Annotated in this window: 15 protein-coding genes; 8 read left to right on the top strand and 7 right to left on the bottom strand. The window is 75.3% G+C overall.

Annotated elements, in window-relative coordinates; genetic code table 11:
• Positions 1–94 precede the first annotated feature (94 nt).
• The gene (locus GCE86_RS00400; RefSeq protein ID WP_154225051.1) at positions 95–619 is read left to right on the top strand and encodes a DUF6232 family protein; all 525 of its coding nucleotides are present in this window, start codon (positions 95–97) and stop codon (positions 617–619) included.
• Here the strand turns inward: GCE86_RS00400 and GCE86_RS00395 are convergent.
• Positions 565–996 carry a nuclear transport factor 2 family protein gene (locus GCE86_RS00395; protein WP_154225050.1) on the bottom strand — a complete coding sequence of 144 codons (432 nt, stop codon included), beginning with the start codon at positions 994–996 and terminating at the stop codon, positions 565–567. The genes GCE86_RS00400 and GCE86_RS00395 overlap by 55 nt on opposite strands.
• 845 nt (positions 997–1,841) lie before the next feature.
• On the opposite strand from GCE86_RS00395, the gene GCE86_RS00390 reads away from it, so the two are divergent.
• Together GCE86_RS00390 and GCE86_RS00385 are read left to right on the top strand one after the other, a co-directional pair.
• Complete coding sequence (locus GCE86_RS00390; RefSeq protein WP_154230272.1) at positions 1,842–2,324, top strand: DUF6232 family protein; 483 nt, start codon at positions 1,842–1,844, stop codon at positions 2,322–2,324.
• Positions 2,325–2,396: 72 nt separating this feature from the next.
• On the top strand, positions 2,397–3,125 hold the full coding sequence (locus GCE86_RS00385; protein ID WP_154225049.1) for a hypothetical protein: 729 nt from the start codon (positions 2,397–2,399) through the stop codon (positions 3,123–3,125).
• A gap of 5 nt (positions 3,126–3,130) precedes the next feature.
• Here the strand turns inward: GCE86_RS00385 and GCE86_RS00380 are convergent, their stop codons facing one another.
• Positions 3,131–3,583: a rhodanese-like domain-containing protein gene (locus GCE86_RS00380; protein WP_154225048.1), complete on the bottom strand. Its 453-nt coding sequence runs from the start codon at positions 3,581–3,583 to the stop codon at positions 3,131–3,133.
• Positions 3,584–3,654: 71 nt separating this feature from the next.
• Between GCE86_RS00380 and GCE86_RS00375 the strand changes: the two genes are divergently transcribed.
• Positions 3,655–4,623 (top strand): helix-turn-helix domain-containing protein, encoded by a 969-nt coding sequence (locus tag GCE86_RS00375; RefSeq protein ID WP_154225047.1) that lies wholly within the window; start codon positions 3,655–3,657, stop codon positions 4,621–4,623.
• Positions 4,624–4,625: 2 nt separating this feature from the next.
• On the opposite strand, the gene GCE86_RS00370 is transcribed toward GCE86_RS00375, so the two are convergent.
• Complete coding sequence (locus tag GCE86_RS00370; RefSeq protein WP_154225046.1) at positions 4,626–5,525, bottom strand: ribokinase; 900 nt, start codon at positions 5,523–5,525, stop codon at positions 4,626–4,628.
• Positions 5,526–5,544: 19 nt separating this feature from the next.
• Positions 5,545–6,441 (bottom strand): ABC transporter ATP-binding protein, encoded by an 897-nt coding sequence (locus GCE86_RS00365; protein ID WP_167537015.1) that lies wholly within the window; start codon positions 6,439–6,441, stop codon positions 5,545–5,547.
• A gap of 75 nt (positions 6,442–6,516) precedes the next feature.
• Between GCE86_RS00365 and GCE86_RS00360 the strand changes: the two genes are divergently transcribed.
• Positions 6,517–7,521, top strand: a complete 1,005-nt coding sequence (locus GCE86_RS00360) for an ABC transporter ATP-binding protein (protein ID WP_154225044.1) — start codon at positions 6,517–6,519, stop codon at positions 7,519–7,521.
• Entirely contained in the window at positions 7,518–8,528 is a 1,011-nt protein-coding gene (locus GCE86_RS00355) for an ABC transporter permease subunit (RefSeq protein ID WP_154225043.1), read from the top strand. The genes GCE86_RS00360 and GCE86_RS00355 overlap by 4 nt, the downstream gene beginning before the upstream one ends.
• A gap of 112 nt (positions 8,529–8,640) precedes the next feature.
• Here the strand turns inward: GCE86_RS00355 and GCE86_RS00350 are convergent, their stop codons facing one another.
• Positions 8,641–9,816, bottom strand: coding sequence for an ROK family transcriptional regulator (locus tag GCE86_RS00350; protein ID WP_154225042.1), 1,176 nt, complete (start codon positions 9,814–9,816; stop codon positions 8,641–8,643).
• Between the two features lie 123 nt (positions 9,817–9,939).
• Here GCE86_RS00350 and GCE86_RS00345 point away from each other — a divergent pair, with 123 nt between their 5' ends.
• Together GCE86_RS00345 and GCE86_RS00340 are read left to right on the top strand one after the other, a co-directional pair.
• Positions 9,940–11,391 (top strand): glycoside hydrolase family 3 N-terminal domain-containing protein, encoded by a 1,452-nt coding sequence (locus GCE86_RS00345; protein ID WP_154225041.1) that lies wholly within the window; start codon positions 9,940–9,942, stop codon positions 11,389–11,391.
• A 36-nt stretch (positions 11,392–11,427) separates the two neighbouring features.
• On the top strand, positions 11,428–12,624 hold the full coding sequence (locus GCE86_RS00340; protein WP_154225040.1) for a PP2C family protein-serine/threonine phosphatase: 1,197 nt from the start codon (positions 11,428–11,430) through the stop codon (positions 12,622–12,624).
• A 6-nt stretch (positions 12,625–12,630) separates the two neighbouring features.
• On the opposite strand, the gene GCE86_RS00335 is transcribed toward GCE86_RS00340, so the two are convergent.
• Entirely contained in the window at positions 12,631–12,993 is a 363-nt protein-coding gene (locus tag GCE86_RS00335; RefSeq protein ID WP_154225039.1) for an STAS domain-containing protein, read from the bottom strand.
• A 321-nt stretch (positions 12,994–13,314) separates the two neighbouring features.
• Complete coding sequence (locus tag GCE86_RS00330; RefSeq protein WP_208818054.1) at positions 13,315–13,980, bottom strand: GNAT family N-acetyltransferase; 666 nt, start codon at positions 13,978–13,980, stop codon at positions 13,315–13,317.
• Positions 13,981–14,076 lie beyond the last annotated feature (96 nt).

Below are 14,076 nucleotides of genomic sequence, written 5' to 3'. Positions count from 1 at the left end.
TTCCTCGTCGAAGTCGCGTGCCAACCTTACGACCAGGGTCGTTGGGGTAGACAGTGTGGTGTCGACGGCTCCAGGTCGCACCGGGAGTGAGGCCATGATCAGCTACTACGAGGACCGCTCGGTCCAGGTCACCTCCACCGCCGTCCGGGTGGACGGGCGCAGCTATCCCCTCGCCGAGCTGGGCGTGGTGTGGCACCGCCGGGGCAACCGCTCCTGGCGGGTGCTCGCCGGCCGGGGCGCGATCGGCGCCGCCCTCGCCGGCCCGCTGGTGGCCGCCGTGCTCGGTATCGGGCTGGCGGTCTGGCTGCACCGCTCCGCCGTGGTCACGATCGCCATCGTCGGGGCGTCCGTGCTGGTCGGCCTCGGCATCGGGCCGCTCGCCGACGTGCTCTTCGAACACCTCGACCGCTCGTACGCCCGGGGCAGCCGGGAGCTGGAGATGTGGGCGCGCTGGCGGGGCCGGCCGGTGCGGCTGCTGCACACCGGCGACGCGCTGCGTTTCGGCCAGATCTACCGGGCGGTGCAGCGGGCCATGGAGAGCGGGCCACCCGGTCAGCGGGCCGGTCAGAAGACGATCGGGCCGTCGGGCAGCAGCCCGAGGCCACGCAGCAGGCCGTAGGTGTCCTGCTCGCCCCAGAACTGGACGATGCGGCCGCCGGCCAGCCGGTACATCTTGCAGGCGCTCTGCACCGTGGTGGCCCCGGTGGCGTCGCGCCGGTAGGTCTGCGCCATCGAGACCACCACCCGGTCCTCCGCCGCGAAGATCTCCAGGATCCGCTGGTCGAGCACGGTCAGCCCGGGCGAGGAGACGGCCGCCTCCGGGTAGCTCCGGCCGCGCACCGCCGAGCCCGAGCCGTAGATCTCCACGTCCTCGGCGACCACCTCGGCCAGCTCGGCCAGGTCCTTGGTGACGAAGGTCCGCAGGTACCGCCGGACCACCTCGACGTTGCGCTCCTGCTCGGTGCGGGCCGCCCCGGCCCCGTCCCGGTCCACCATGCTCGGACGCTATCCCGACGGCCCCGGTCCCCGCCGCCCCGGCCACCCCTCCTCGGCCCGGCGCGGCCAGTCGCCGCCTCACCGCCCCGGCCGTCCCGGCCGCCTCGGCCGTCCCGGCGCCTCGCTGTCCCCCGTGATCGGGGACCGCCCTGCGGGTCCCCGGTGACGCCCGGCCGACCACCAACCCTCTTACCGACCGCCTGTCGAGCTGATGTCACCAACGACTCACCGCCGTCCGACCCGGCACCGCCCGCCAGAGCGCCCGGGGGTTGCGGGCCCGGGTGCAATCCGCCACGCCTAGCGCTCGCCACAGAACGCCGGTGGGCCGTGGCATGTTCGGGGCCGCGCCTGATGGGCGATGCCCTGAACGACTCAGCTCGAAAGGCGATCGGAGCCGTGCACGGCCAGCGGTCAGGGCCACGCCCGATGGGCGATGCCCTGAACGACTCAGCTCGAAAGGCGATCGGAGCCGTGCACGGCCAGCGGTCAGGGCCACGCCCGATGGGCGATGCCCTGAACGACTCAGCTCGAAAGGCGATCGGAGCCGTGCACGGCCAGCGGTCAGGGCCACGCCCGATGGGCGATGCCCTGAACGACTCAGCTCGAAAGGCGATCGGAGCCGTGCACGGCCAGCGGTCAGGGCCGCGCCTGATGGGCGATGTCTTGAACGACTCAGCTCGAAAGGCGGACAGCGCACCCCGCCGTCCTGCGGAGCCGATCCCGCGCCGGTCTGCCGAGGAGAAGCAGATCGCCCACATCGACGTGGACATCTTCGTCGTCCACGTCAGCGAGCGGAGGCGCCGGCGACACCGGCCACACTGGACTGCGGGTGGTTAGGCTGAATGATGACCCTCTATTACCGGGACGACGCGGTACAGGTCACCTCCGAGGCCATCCACGCCGGCGGGCACGTCGTCGCGCTCGCCGACGTCACGTACGTCTGGCACGCCCGCGGCGCCACCACGATGGCGGTCCGGGGCCGGGTCCTGGGGCGCGGCGTGCTGGTCCTGCTACTGTCGCTGCCGCCGCTCGTCGCGCTGGTGTGCGTGCTCTCGCTGGCCTGGGCGGCGCAGGACCGGGGCGACTGGAAGCTCGCGCTGGTCATCCTGGCCGCGTTCGTGGTGGTCGGGCTGGCCCTCACCCCGTTCCTGGAGGTGCCGCTCAGCTGGCTGGACCGCTCCTACGAGCGGGGCAACCGGGTGCACGAGCTGTGGGTGCAGCACCACGGGCGGGAGGTGCTGCTGCTGCGCACGCCCGACGCGCTCCGGTTCGGGCAGATCTACCGGGCCGTTCAGCGGGCCGTCGAGCAGCAGGGCGACCGCCGCTGACCGCCCGGGTGTGACGCCGGCCGCCCCGCCGCCACCCGGCGGTGCTGGCCGGTGGGACGCACACTGGGTGGCATGGCGATTCCCCTCCCCCGTCCCGGCGCCGTCGTCGGGCTCACCCGTTCCGCCCTGGACCAGGCGTTCGGCTCGGCCGCCGCGTTCGCCGCCGTGCCGGCCCGCGCCTTCGCGGTGCTCGACGAGGTGGAGACGCTGCTGCGGCGGATCAACGGGGTGGTCGACCGGATCGAGGGCACCCTGGACCGCACCGACCGGGTGCTCGACGACGCCGAGGCGGCGGTCCGGGAGGTCGGCGTGATCAGTGCCGCCGCCACCGAGGCGATCGAGACCGCCACCGGCGTGGCCACGGCCGCAGCCGTGGTGGTGGGCGAGGCCGACCGGGTGGCCCGGGCGGCGGGCACCCTGGTCGTCGAGGCGGACGCGGTGGCCACCCGGGCCGCCGGCACGGTGGTCGCCGCCGAGGGGGCGGCCGGCACCGCCGCCGAACTGCTGGCGGCGTACGAGCCGGCGCTGCGCCGGGCCGCACCCATGGCGACCCGGTTCGTCGAGCAGCTCAGCCCGGAGGAGGTGACCGCGGCGATCCGGCTGGTCGACGAGCTGCCGAAGCTGAAGGAGCACCTGACCTCGGACGTGCTGCCGATCCTGGCCACCCTGGACCGGGTAGGCCCGGACCTGCACGACCTGCTGGCGGTCACCCGGGACCTCAAGCTGGCGGTGGCCGGCATCCCCGGGCTCGGCATGCTGCGCCGCCGGGGCGAACGCCTCACCGACGAGCCGGTCGACTGAGCCGGTCAGCAGTCGCAGGAGACCGCCGACCGGGGCGCGGTCAGCTCGTCGGGCCGGCGGCGCACCGTGCCGGCCGGGGTGACCACCGGCAACCCCTCCCGCGCCCAGTACTCGAAGCCGCCGAGCATCTCCTTCACCGGCCAGCCGAGCCGGGCGAACTCCAGCGCCGCCCGGGTGGCGCCGTTGCAGCCCGGACCCCAGCAGTACGTCACCACCGTCGACCCGGCCGGCACCAGGTCGGCGGCCCGGGCGGCGATCTCGGCGGTGGGCAGGTGCAGGGCGCCCGGCAAATGGCCCTGCTCCCAGGCGGCGTCGCCGCGGGAGTCGACCACGACCAGCCCGGGCGTGCCCGCCTCCAGCGCGGCGTGCACGTCACTGACGTCGGTCTCGAAGCTGAGTCGGGCACGGAAGTGGGCGGCGGCGGTGGCCGGGTCGGCCGGCGGCACGGCGAAGGTCATGCCCCGATCCTGCGGCCCGTCACGCCGCCGCCGGGAGTGGCGTGATCGCCGTCCTTCGCTAACATCCCGCCATGACCTCCGCCGACCGGACCGTGGCCGTGCTCGCGTACCCGGGGATGTCGGTCTTCGAGACCGGCATCGTGACCGAGGTGTTCGGGCTGCCCCGGCCCGAGCTGAAGGTCGACTGGTACCGGCTCACCGTCTGCGCGGAGCGCCCCGGCCCGGTGCCGGTCGTCGGCGGGGCCGCCCTGCACACCCCGTACGGCCTGGAGACGCTCGCCGCGGCCGGCACGGTCATCCTGCCCGGGGTGCCGGACGTGACCGTCGACCCGTCGCCCGAGCTGGTGGCCGCGCTGCGCCGGGCGCACCGCCGGGGCGCCCGGCTCATGTCCATCTGCTCAGGCGCCTTCGCCCTGGCCGGCGCGGGCCTGCTCGACGGCCGGCGGGCCACCACCCACTGGCGGTACGCGGACCTGCTGGCCCGCCGCCATCCGGCCGTCACGGTCGACCCCGACGTGCTCTACCTGGACGACGGCGACATCCTCACCAGCGCGGGCAGCGCTGCCGGGCTGGACCTCTGCGTGCACGTGGTCCGGCGCGACTTCGGCGCCGCGGTCGCCAACGCGGTGGCCCGCCGGCTGGTCATCCCGCCGCACCGCGACGGCGGGCAGGCGCAGTTCATCGAGGCGCCGGTGAGCGTGGACCCGGACGACGACCGGATCGCCGCGAGCCTGGCCTGGGCGGTGCGCCACCTGGCCGAGCCGCTGACCGTGGCGGCGCTGGCCCGGCAGGCCCACCTGTCGACCCGCAGCTACCTGCGGCACTTCGCCCGGGCCACCGGCACCAGCCCGATCCGCTGGCTGATCGATCAGCGGGTACGGGCCAGCCTGGCCCTGCTGGAGACCACCGATGCGCCGGTGGCCGAGATCGCGGGAGCGGTGGGCTTCGACAGCCCGGTCACCTACCGGCACCACTTCGGCCGGTCCATGCGGACGTCGCCGTCGGCGTACCGGCGGGCATTCCGCGCGGGCGCCGCCTGAGGTCAGACCGGCCGGCTGAACAGCTCGTCGATCTCCACCCGGCGGGGCAGGGCCACCGAGGCGCCCAGCTTGCGGACGCAGGCCGCCCCGGCGGCCGCCGCCCAGTGCACCGCCTCGACCAGTTCGCGTCCCTCGCCCCAGGCCACCGCGAGGGCGGCCGTGAAGGCGTCGCCGGCCGCCGTCGAGTCGACCACGTCGACCTTCACGGCGGGGATGTGCACGGCGGGCCGGTCGCGCTCGACGTACCAGGCGCCGTCACCGCCGAGGGTGAGCACCGCCCGGGGCACCACCGACAGCAGCGCCTCCGGCTCGTCCCGGCCCCGGCCGGTGAGCGCCCGCGCCTCGGTCTCGTTGACCACCAGCAGGTCGGTCGCGGCCAGCAGCTCCGGCGGCACCGGCCGGGCCGGCGCCGCGTTGAGCACCACCCGGGTGCCGGCCGACCGGGCCGCCAGCGCCGCCGCGGTCACCGTCTCGACCGGCACCTCCAGCTGCGCGACCAGCACGTCCGCCTCGCGTACGGCGGCCAGCTCGTCCTCGGTGAGGCCGGTGAACGCCTCGTTGGCGCCGGGGGTGACCAGGATGGCGTGCTCCCCCGCGCCGCCGACCATGACGAGGGCGACGCCGGAGGCGCCGTACACGACCCGGAGGTGGCCGGTGTCGACGCCGGCCGCGGTGATGCGGGCCCGGAGGGTCACTCCGAAGGCGTCCGAGCCGATCGCGCCGAGGAAGACGCAGGACGCGCCGGCCCGGACGGCGGCGACGGCCTGGTTGGCGCCCTTGCCACCGGGCAACATGACGAAGTCGTCGCCGAGCACGGTCCCCCCCGCCCGGGGCAGCGCGGCGGCGGTGCCGACCAGGTCCATGTTCGCGCTGCCCACCACGGCGATCCGGGTCTGCTGCACGGCGTACCCTCCGTCGGGCTCAGGCGGCGCGGGCGGTCCAGCGCTCGCCGGCGCGCGCGACGACCAGCGGCAGGCCGAACGTCTTCGACAGGTTGTCGGCGGTGAGCGTCTCGGCGAGCAGGCCCTGCGCCACGACGCCTCCCTCGCGCAGCAGCAGCGCGTGGGTGAAGCCGGGCGGGATCTCCTCCACGTGGTGCGTCACCAGCACCATGGCCGGGGCGTCCGGGTCGTACGCCAGCTCGGCGAGGCGGGCCACCAGGTCCTCGCGGCCGCCCAGGTCTAGCCCGGCGGCGGGCTCGTCGAGCAGCAGCAGCTCCGGGTCGGTCATCAGGGCGCGGGCGATCTGCACCCGCTTGCGCTCGCCCTCGGACAGCGTGCCGAACGTGCGCTCCGCGAGGTGGGCGATGCCGAGCTGGCCGAGCAACGCGCGGGCGCGCGCCTCGTCGCTGCGGTCGTAGTTCTCCCGCCAGCGCCCCACCACCGACCAGGCCGCGGTCACCACAACGTCGGTGACCCGCTCCTCGGTGGGGATCCGCTCGGCGAGCGTGGCGGTGGAGAGGCCGATCCGGGTCCGCAGCTCGTTGACGTCGGTGCGGCCGATCCGTTCGCCGAGCACGTGCACCGTGCCCGTGGTCGGGTGCAGCCGGCCGGCGGCCAGGTTGAGTAGGGTCGTCTTGCCGGCGCCGTTCGGGCCGAGCACCACCCAGCGTTCGTCCAGCTCGACCCGCCAGTCGACGTCCTGCACGAGCGCGCTGCCGGAGCGCCGGACGCCGACCCCGTCGAGGCTGACCACCAGATCCGCGTCCACGGGGGCGGGGGCGGAGGCGCCGGTGGCGCCGGGGATCAGGTCACCTTTCACCGGTCCATCCAACCACGCAGCCGGCCCGGTGCCCCCCACGGGCGGCGTCGTCGCCATAGGGTGGGGCGCCGTGTCGTTGGTCACCAATCCGGGAGGACGCCTCATGCCCGACCGCTGCCGGGAGGCGTGCGGATGAGCGCGGTCATCGAGATCGCCGGTCTCCGCAAGACGTTCCACACCCTGCGTCAGGGCCGCCGGATCGCGGTGGACGGGTTCGACCTGCTGGTCGAGGCCGGCCAGGTGCACGGCTTCCTCGGCCCGAACGGCTCGGGGAAGACCACCACGCTGCGCGCCCTGCTCGGGCTGGTCCGGGCCGACGCGGGCCGGATGCGGGTGCTCGGGGCCGAGTCCCCGGAGCGGCTGGCCGACGTGGCCGGGCGGGTCGGCGCCATCGTGGAGAGCCCGCAGTTCTTCGGCAACTTCACCGCCCACAAGACGCTGCGGCTGCTGGCCCTGGCCGGCAATGTGCCCACCGCCCGGGTGGACGAGGTGCTGGAGCAGGTGGGCCTGCGGGACCGGGGCGACGAGCGGGTCAAGGGCTACTCGCTGGGCATGAAGCAGCGGCTGGCGGTCGCGTCGGCGCTGCTCAAGGACCCGCAGCTGCTGATCCTGGACGAGCCGGCGAACGGGCTCGACCCGGCCGGCATCCGGGAGATGCGCGACCTCACGCGGTCGCTCGCCGCGGCCGGGGTGACCGTGCTGCTCTCCAGCCACATCCTGGCCGAGATCCAGCTCATCTGTGACCACGTGACGATCATCAGCCGGGGCCGGCGGGTCGCGTACGGGCCGGTGGCGGAGGTGTTGGCCGGCTTCGACCAGCACCAGTGGCAGGTCCGGGTGGCGGAGCCCGAGCGGGCCGTGGAGCTGCTCGGTCGCGCCGGCCTGGCCGTGACCCCGGGTCCCGGCCACCTCGTGGTGACCGGGGTGGTCGACCCCGAACTGATCAGCCGCACCCTGGGCGAGCAGGGCCTGTGGGTACGCGAGCTGATCCCGCTCCGGCCGGATCTGGAGAGCGTCTTCCTGGAGCTGACCGGCGACCACCCGGTGCCGGCGCTGCCCCGCCAGGTGGACGGTGCCCCGCCGAGCGACGGTGTGATCGACCTGGACGTCCGCGAGAGCCGGGAGGTGGGCGCGTGAACCTGGTCCGTGCCGAGCTGGAGCGGCTGGCCGCCCGCCGCTTCGTGCAGCTCATGGTGCTGCTGCTGGCGGTGGCCTTCGCACTGACCGTGGCGACCACGCTGGCCGGCTCGCACCGGCCCACGCCGGTGGAGCTAAGCCGGGCCCAGGCGCAGGCCGCCGAGGAGGTGCGCAACATGGAGCTGGCGCACGACCGCTGCCTGCGCATCAAGGCGGGCACCGTGACGCCGGACGAGAACGACTACCTGCCGCGGGACTGCGCGCAGATCGACCCGGCCCTCATGGAGAAGCTGCCCAGCGCCTCGGACTACCTCAGCGGGGTGTTCGTCTTCGCCAACGAGGCCGAGCCGCTGCTCTACTTCCTGGTCGCGTTCCTGGCCATGTTCGGGTTCCTGGTCGGCGCCTCCTACATCGGCGCCGACCTGAACTCGGGCGGCGTGGTCAACCTGCTGCTCTGGCGGCCGCGCCGGTTCGCGGTCCTCGGCGCCAAGCTGGGCACGCTGCTCGGCGGGCTGCTCGGGCTGTCCGCGCTGGCGTCGGTGGTCTACCTCGGGGTGTTCTGGCTGATCGGCGAGGCGTCCGGGCTGACCGGCCGGATGGGCGGCGGGTTCTGGTCGTCGCTCGCGGCCGTCTGGGTGCGGGGGCTGGTGCTGGTGCTGCTCGCCGCGGCGCTCGGCTTCGCTCTGGCCACGCTCGGCCGGCACACGTCGGCGGCGCTCGGCACGGTGGCCGCCTACCTGGTGGTGTGGGAGCTGGGCGCGCGGCTGGTGTTCCAGATCCTCTCGGTGACCCGCCCGGACCGGTTCATGCTCTCCAGCTATCTGGCCGCCTGGCTCAGCGGCGAGGCCCGGTTCTGGGACAACGACGCCTGCTCCGGCGACATCGCGGGCTTCTGCGACGGTTACTACTCGCTGGGCTGGGCACCGGGCCTGGTGGTCCTGCTGGCCCTGACCGCCGCCCTCGTGGTGGGGGCCTTCACGGCGTTCCGCCGCCGCGACCTGATCTGAGGGGCGCCGGTGCGGCCCGGGGCCGAGGGCCGCACCGGCAACTCCTTGCAGAGTTCCACCGCCTCGTGAAGAATTCCTTCACATGGCGGCCGGGGCGACGACGGGCCGGCGGTCAGCCGACCGTCGAGCCGAACACCTCGTCGCGCACGGCGTCCAGGGCGGTGCGCAGCGCGCCGCGCAGGATCGGCTCCTCGGTCAGCCCGGTGCTGACCACCCGCGGCCGGACCAGCGTGATCGCGGCGACCTCGTGCTGCACCCGCTCGGCCAGCGCCGCGCCGCCGGCCCGCCCCACCTCGCCGGCCAGCACGACGAGCGGCGGGTCGAGCACCACGCAGGTGCTCGCCACCCCGAGTGCCAGGCGGCGCGCCAGCTCGTCCAGCATCGGGCCGCCGGCCGGGCCGGCGGCGATCGCGGCGCGCACCGCGTCGGCCGCGCCGTCCGCCGCGAAGCCGTGCTCCGCGGCCACCGCGCGGACCGCGTCGGCCCCGGCGAGCTGCTGGAACGCCGGCTTGGCACGCTTCGACACGTCGCGCGGGATGGGCACGCCGGGCACCGGCAGGTAGCCGATCTCGCCGGCCGCCCCGCTGCTGCCGTGGTGCAGCCGCCCGCCCAGCATGATCGCCAGACCCACACCGGCGTCCAGCCAGACGAGCACGAAGTCCGCCGTGCCCTGCGCCGCACCGGACTGCGCCTCGGCCACGGCGGCCAGGTTCACGTCGTTCTCGAAGACCACGGGGGTGTGCAGGTCCTCCCGGAGCGCCGCGAGCAGGCCGCGGTGCCAGCGCGGCAGGTTGAACGCGAAGGTGATGTCGCCGGTGCCCGGGTCGACCAGGCCGGGGGTGCCGAGCACGATCCGCCGCACGCTGGACAGCTCGGCGCCCGCGCTGCCGACGGCCTGGACCACGGCGTTGTGCACCACACCGACCGGGTCGTCGGTGTCCTTCGTGGACTGCTCGACCCGGCCGACCACCGCACCGGTGATGTCGGCGCAGGCGGCCACCACCCGCTCGGCGCCGACGTCCACACCGACCACGTACGCGCTGCCCGGGCGGACCGCGTAGAGCTGGGCGTTCGGGCCCCGCCCGCCGGCCTGCTCGCCGACCCGGGCGACCAGGCCGCGCTCCTCCAGCCGTTCGACCAGCTGGGACGCCGTGACCTTGGAGAGCCCGGTCAGCTCGCCGATCCGCGCCCGGGTCAGCGGCCCCTGCTCGAGCAGCAGCTCCAGCGCCGCACGGTCGTTGAGCGCCCGCAACAGTCGGGGGGTGCCGGGCAGCCGGGTCGCACTCATGCCACGTCCTTTATTTTCAGTAAAGTTTGCTAACCACAAAACGCCTGCCGAGGGGTGTCCGTTAGCGTATCGGCCACCCCGATCCGGGGCCGTCGGACGACCCGGCAGGGAAAGGGGATACTCGTGGGGTTGGATCCAGGACTCCGCCGGCTCGCGCTGGGCACGTTGCTCGCGGCGTACCCCGGCCCGGTCCCGCCCGACTGGGCGGTCGACCTGCTCGCCGAGGGTCTCGCCGGGCACACCCTGTTCGGCACCAACGTCCACGACCCGGCCCAAATGGCGGCGACCACCGCGGCGCTGCGCGCCGGCCGCCCGGACGTCCTCGTCGCGATCGACGAGGAGGGCGGGGACGTCACCCGGCTCGCCCACGCGACCGGCAGCCCGTACCCGGGCAACGCCGCCCTCGGCGCGGTCGACGACCCGACCCTGACCCGCCAGGTGTACGCGGCGATCGGCGCGGAGCTGGCCGCCCTCGGCATCAACCTCGACCTCGCCCCGACCGTGGACGTGAACACCGCCGACGAGAACCCCGTGATCGGCACCCGCTCGTTCGGCGCCGACCCGGTCCGGGTGGCCGTCCACTCGGCCGCCGCGGTCGTCGGCCTCCAGTCCGCCGGGGTGGCCGCCTGCGCCAAGCACTTCCCCGGCCACGGCGCCACGGTCGCCGATTCCCACTACGAGCTGCCCACCGTCGACGTGCCACCGGCCGTGCTGCGCCAGCGTGACCTGCCACCGTTCGCCGCCGTGGTCGACGCCGGTGTACGCGCCGTCATGACCGCGCACATCCGGGTGCCCGCGCTGACCGGCGACGGTCCGGCCACCTTCAGCCGGGCCGTCCTGGTCGACCTGCTGCGCACCGAGTACGGCTTCAGCGGCGCGGTGATCACCGACGCGCTGGAGATGAAGGGCGCGGCGTCGGCCGCGGGCGGGGTCGGACCGGCCGCGGTCCGCGCCCTGGCCGCCGGGGCGGACCTGCTCTGCATCGGCGCCAAGGTCGACGCCGACCTGGTGGAGCACGTCGCTGAGGAGATCGTCGCGGCGCTCACCGACGGCCGGCTGGACCGGGCCCGGGTCGAGGAGGCCGCCGGCCGGGCCGCCGAGCTGGCCGCCTCGACCGGTGCGGCCGCCTCCGCGACCGGGACCCCGGACGGCCTCGGCTACGCCGCCGCCCTGCGGGCGGTACGCGTCGAGGGCGACGTCACCGGCCTGACCGCGCCGCTGGTGGTGCAGGTGCACGCCGCCTCCACCATCGCCGAGGGGCGGGTGCCGTGGGGACTCGGCCCGCACCTGGCCGGCGCGGAGGTCGTCCGCGCGGTCGCCGGTGAGACCGACCCGGCCGAGCTGCGCCGACTCGCCGGGGAGCGGCCCATCGTGCTGGTCGGCCGGCACCTGCACCGGCTGCCCGGGGCGCGGGAGCTGGTCGACGCGCTGGCCGCCACGCACCCGGTGACCGTGGTCGAGATGGGCTGGCCCGGCGCCTGGCGCCCGACCGGCGCGCGGGCCTTCGTCACCACGTACGGCGCCAGCCACGCCAACGGCCGCGCGGCGGCGCAGGTGCTCGGCCTGGCCGGCTGAGGTCTGCCCGGCCGGTATTCGGGGTACAGGGTCCGGATGAGCGCAACCGACCCCTGGCACCGGGCGCTGGCCGACCTGGTCGCCCGGTCCCACCGGGTGCCCCCGGACGCGCTGCCCACGGCCGTGACCGCGGCGGTGCGCGAGCTCGGCGTGGCCATCACGATCTACGTGGTGGACGTCGAGCAGGAGTCGCTGCGCCCGCTGCCCGAGCCGGGTCGACCGCTGCCGGATCCGCTGCCGATCGACGCCAGCCTGCCCGGCCGCGCCTACACCGAGGTCCGGGCGCGGGCCGGGCAGGACGGCCGGCTCTGGGTGCCGGTGGTCAACGGCACCGCCCGGCTGGGCCTGCTGGAGGTCCGGCTGCCGGACGGGGCCGACCCGGACGACCCCGCCCTCCGGGACGGCTGCCGGCTGATCGCCGGCCTGATCGGGCACCTGGTGACCAGCAAGATCTCGTACGGGGACGGCCTGCACCGCATCCGGCGGAGCGAGCCCATGGCGGTCTCCGCCGAGCTGCTCTGGCAACAGCTCCCGCCGCTCACCTTCGCCATCGACACGGTCGCCGTCAGCGCGATCCTGGAGCCCTGCTACGAGGTGGGCGGGGACGCGTTCGACTACGCGCTGGACGACGGCCGGCTCGCGCTGGCGGTGCTGGACGGGGTCGGGCACGGGCTGCCCGCCACGCTGACCACCTCGGTGGCGCTCGCCGCCCTGCGGGCCGCCCGGCGCACCGGCGGCGGGCTCGCCGAGCAGGTCGCCGCGGTCGACGCGGCCCTGTTGAGCCAGTGGCGGGACGGGCGGTTCGTGACCGCCGTCCTGGCCGAGGTCGAGGTCGACACCGGCCTGGTCCGGTACGTCAACGCCGGCCATCCCGCCCCGGTCCTGCTACGCCGGGGACGAGCGGTGCGGGCCCTGACCGGTGGCCGGCGCCCGCCGCTCGGACTGAACCTACCCGGTGGCGAGCCGGGCGAGGCCCGGCTGGAGCCGGAGGACCGGCTGCTGCTCTACACCGACGGCGTGACCGAGGCCCGCGACGCGGCCGGGGAGATGTTCGGACTGCCCCGGCTGGCCGATCTCGCCGAGCGGCACATCGGCTCGGAGCTGCCTGCGGCGGAGACGCTGCGCCGGCTGAGCCGCGCCGTGACCGCGCACCGCGGCACCGCCTCCCGGGATGACGCCAGCATGGTGCTGGTGGAGTGGTCCGGCGCTGCGGCGGCTCGGACGGAGCCCTGAGGCCGGTCAGCGCAGGCGACGCCAGCCGGACTCCACGGCGGAGCCGTCGTCGTCGCGTCCGCCCGGCCAGCCGAGCAGGACGTCGACGGCGGTGATCCGCAGCACCCGGGCCACCAGCGGCTGCGGGTCGGTCACCCGGAGGGTCGCGCCCCGGCCGACCGTCTCCGCGGCGCCGCGCAGCAGGGCGGCCACCCCGGTCGAGTCGAGGAAGTCGACACCGGCGAGGTCCACCACGATCTCCAGCAGGTCGGGCCGGCCCAGCAGGGCGTCCAGCGCGCGGTCGAACGCCGGCACCCCCGCCATGTCGAGGTCGCCGACCGGGCTGAGGACCAGCCGCCCCGCCCCCGCGTTCCGCGTACCGATCTCCATGATCCGCCCGTTCGCTCCGCCAACGCCGCCGCGACCATACCGGCCCGCACGCCGGTCGGTGTACTTGGACGTGTTCAAAACCTGGCTGCGTCCCGTGACCCGCCAGGTGGTCGCCCTGATCCACACGCTGCGTCACTGACCGCCGCGAGCACCCCGTCGGGCTGGACCCCAGGTCAAGTCCGCAACCGGACAGGGGTCAACAGCCCTTCACCCCTTGCCCGGCACGGGGCGGGCACTTAGCGTTACCAGGGTCGGGACCTGGGGGGAAGGGGCCGCGGACCGTGGATCCGGCCCGGGATCCACGGTCCGCGCCCGCCCTGCTCAGCGCGGGAACACGCCGTACGAGGTCCAGCCCCGGTCCGGGAATCCGGCCGCCTCGGCCACCCGCGCCGAGGCGTGGTTGTCGTGGTTGTGCAGGTAGGTCGGCACGGCCCCCTCGTCCAGCACCCGCCGGGCCGCCTGGGCGACCAGCCGCCGGGCCAGCCCCCGCCCCCGCGCCGCCGGCGCCGTGCCCACGGCCAACTCGTGCCCGTACGCGTCGTGCCGCTTGATCGCCGCACCGGCCAGGTACGCCCCGTCGTCGTCCCGGGCCACCAGCACCTCACGGTCGAACAGCCGCAGCCAGGGCGGCAGCCCGGGGGTGGTCGGCGGCACCCAGTCGCCGGCGTCGGGCAGCGGCGCCGGCGCCGTGCTCCACCGGAACAGTCCCGCGTGGGTGATGAAGTCGGGCGCGCCGACCGCCGCCGGCAGGGCGGGCAGCAGCGTCTCGCCGGGCCGCTCCCGGATCAGGTCCCGGACCAGGGCGGCCCGGTCCGGCGGCACCGAGAGGAGCGCGCACTCCGGGGACGCGACCGCGATGGCCGGGCGCAGCCGCCCGTCCCAGGCCGGCCGGGCGCGCCGGCCTGACCGGACCACGTGCAGTCCGGGACCCGCCGGCCACTGCCCCAACCAGGTCGCCAGGTGCAGGAACAACCGCCGGTCGAGCACGTGATCATGGTACGCCCGGCGAGCCGCATCCGGTGCGTGAGTTGGTTGAGGCGCCCGCCCGGTGGGTAGACGGTTCAGAACAGCACCGGCGGTCGC

Origin of the sequence: Micromonospora terminaliae (assembly GCF_009671205.1) — a bacterium.
Classification (GTDB): Bacteria; Actinomycetota; Actinomycetes; order Mycobacteriales; family Micromonosporaceae; genus Micromonospora; species Micromonospora terminaliae.
Note: the sequence above shows the minus strand (reverse complement) of the source record. Positions and strands in the feature narration are given on the sequence as shown.

What these genes read in the sequence shown, in the direction of transcription:
- GCE86_RS00380 (WP_154225048.1), bottom strand. Translation starts at nt 3,583, where the DNA reads ATGACCTTCGCCGTGCCGCCGGCCGACCCGGCCACCGCCGCCGCCCAC.
- GCE86_RS00400 (WP_154225051.1), top strand. Translation starts at nt 95, where the DNA reads ATGATCAGCTACTACGAGGACCGCTCGGTCCAGGTCACCTCCACCGCC.
- GCE86_RS00360 (WP_154225044.1), top strand. Translation starts at nt 6,517, where the DNA reads ATGAGCGCGGTCATCGAGATCGCCGGTCTCCGCAAGACGTTCCACACC.
- GCE86_RS00340 (WP_154225040.1), top strand. Translation starts at nt 11,428, where the DNA reads ATGAGCGCAACCGACCCCTGGCACCGGGCGCTGGCCGACCTGGTCGCC.
- GCE86_RS00395 (WP_154225050.1), bottom strand. Translation starts at nt 996, where the DNA reads ATGGTGGACCGGGACGGGGCCGGGGCGGCCCGCACCGAGCAGGAGCGC.
- GCE86_RS00335 (WP_154225039.1), bottom strand. Translation starts at nt 12,993, where the DNA reads ATGGAGATCGGTACGCGGAACGCGGGGGCGGGGCGGCTGGTCCTCAGC.
- GCE86_RS00375 (WP_154225047.1), top strand. Translation starts at nt 3,655, where the DNA reads ATGACCTCCGCCGACCGGACCGTGGCCGTGCTCGCGTACCCGGGGATG.
- GCE86_RS00365 (WP_167537015.1), bottom strand. Translation starts at nt 6,441, where the DNA reads ATGGCGACGACGCCGCCCGTGGGGGGCACCGGGCCGGCTGCGTGGTTG.
- GCE86_RS00385 (WP_154225049.1), top strand. Translation starts at nt 2,397, where the DNA reads ATGGCGATTCCCCTCCCCCGTCCCGGCGCCGTCGTCGGGCTCACCCGT.
- GCE86_RS00390 (WP_154230272.1), top strand. Translation starts at nt 1,842, where the DNA reads ATGACCCTCTATTACCGGGACGACGCGGTACAGGTCACCTCCGAGGCC.
- GCE86_RS00350 (WP_154225042.1), bottom strand. Translation starts at nt 9,816, where the DNA reads ATGAGTGCGACCCGGCTGCCCGGCACCCCCCGACTGTTGCGGGCGCTC.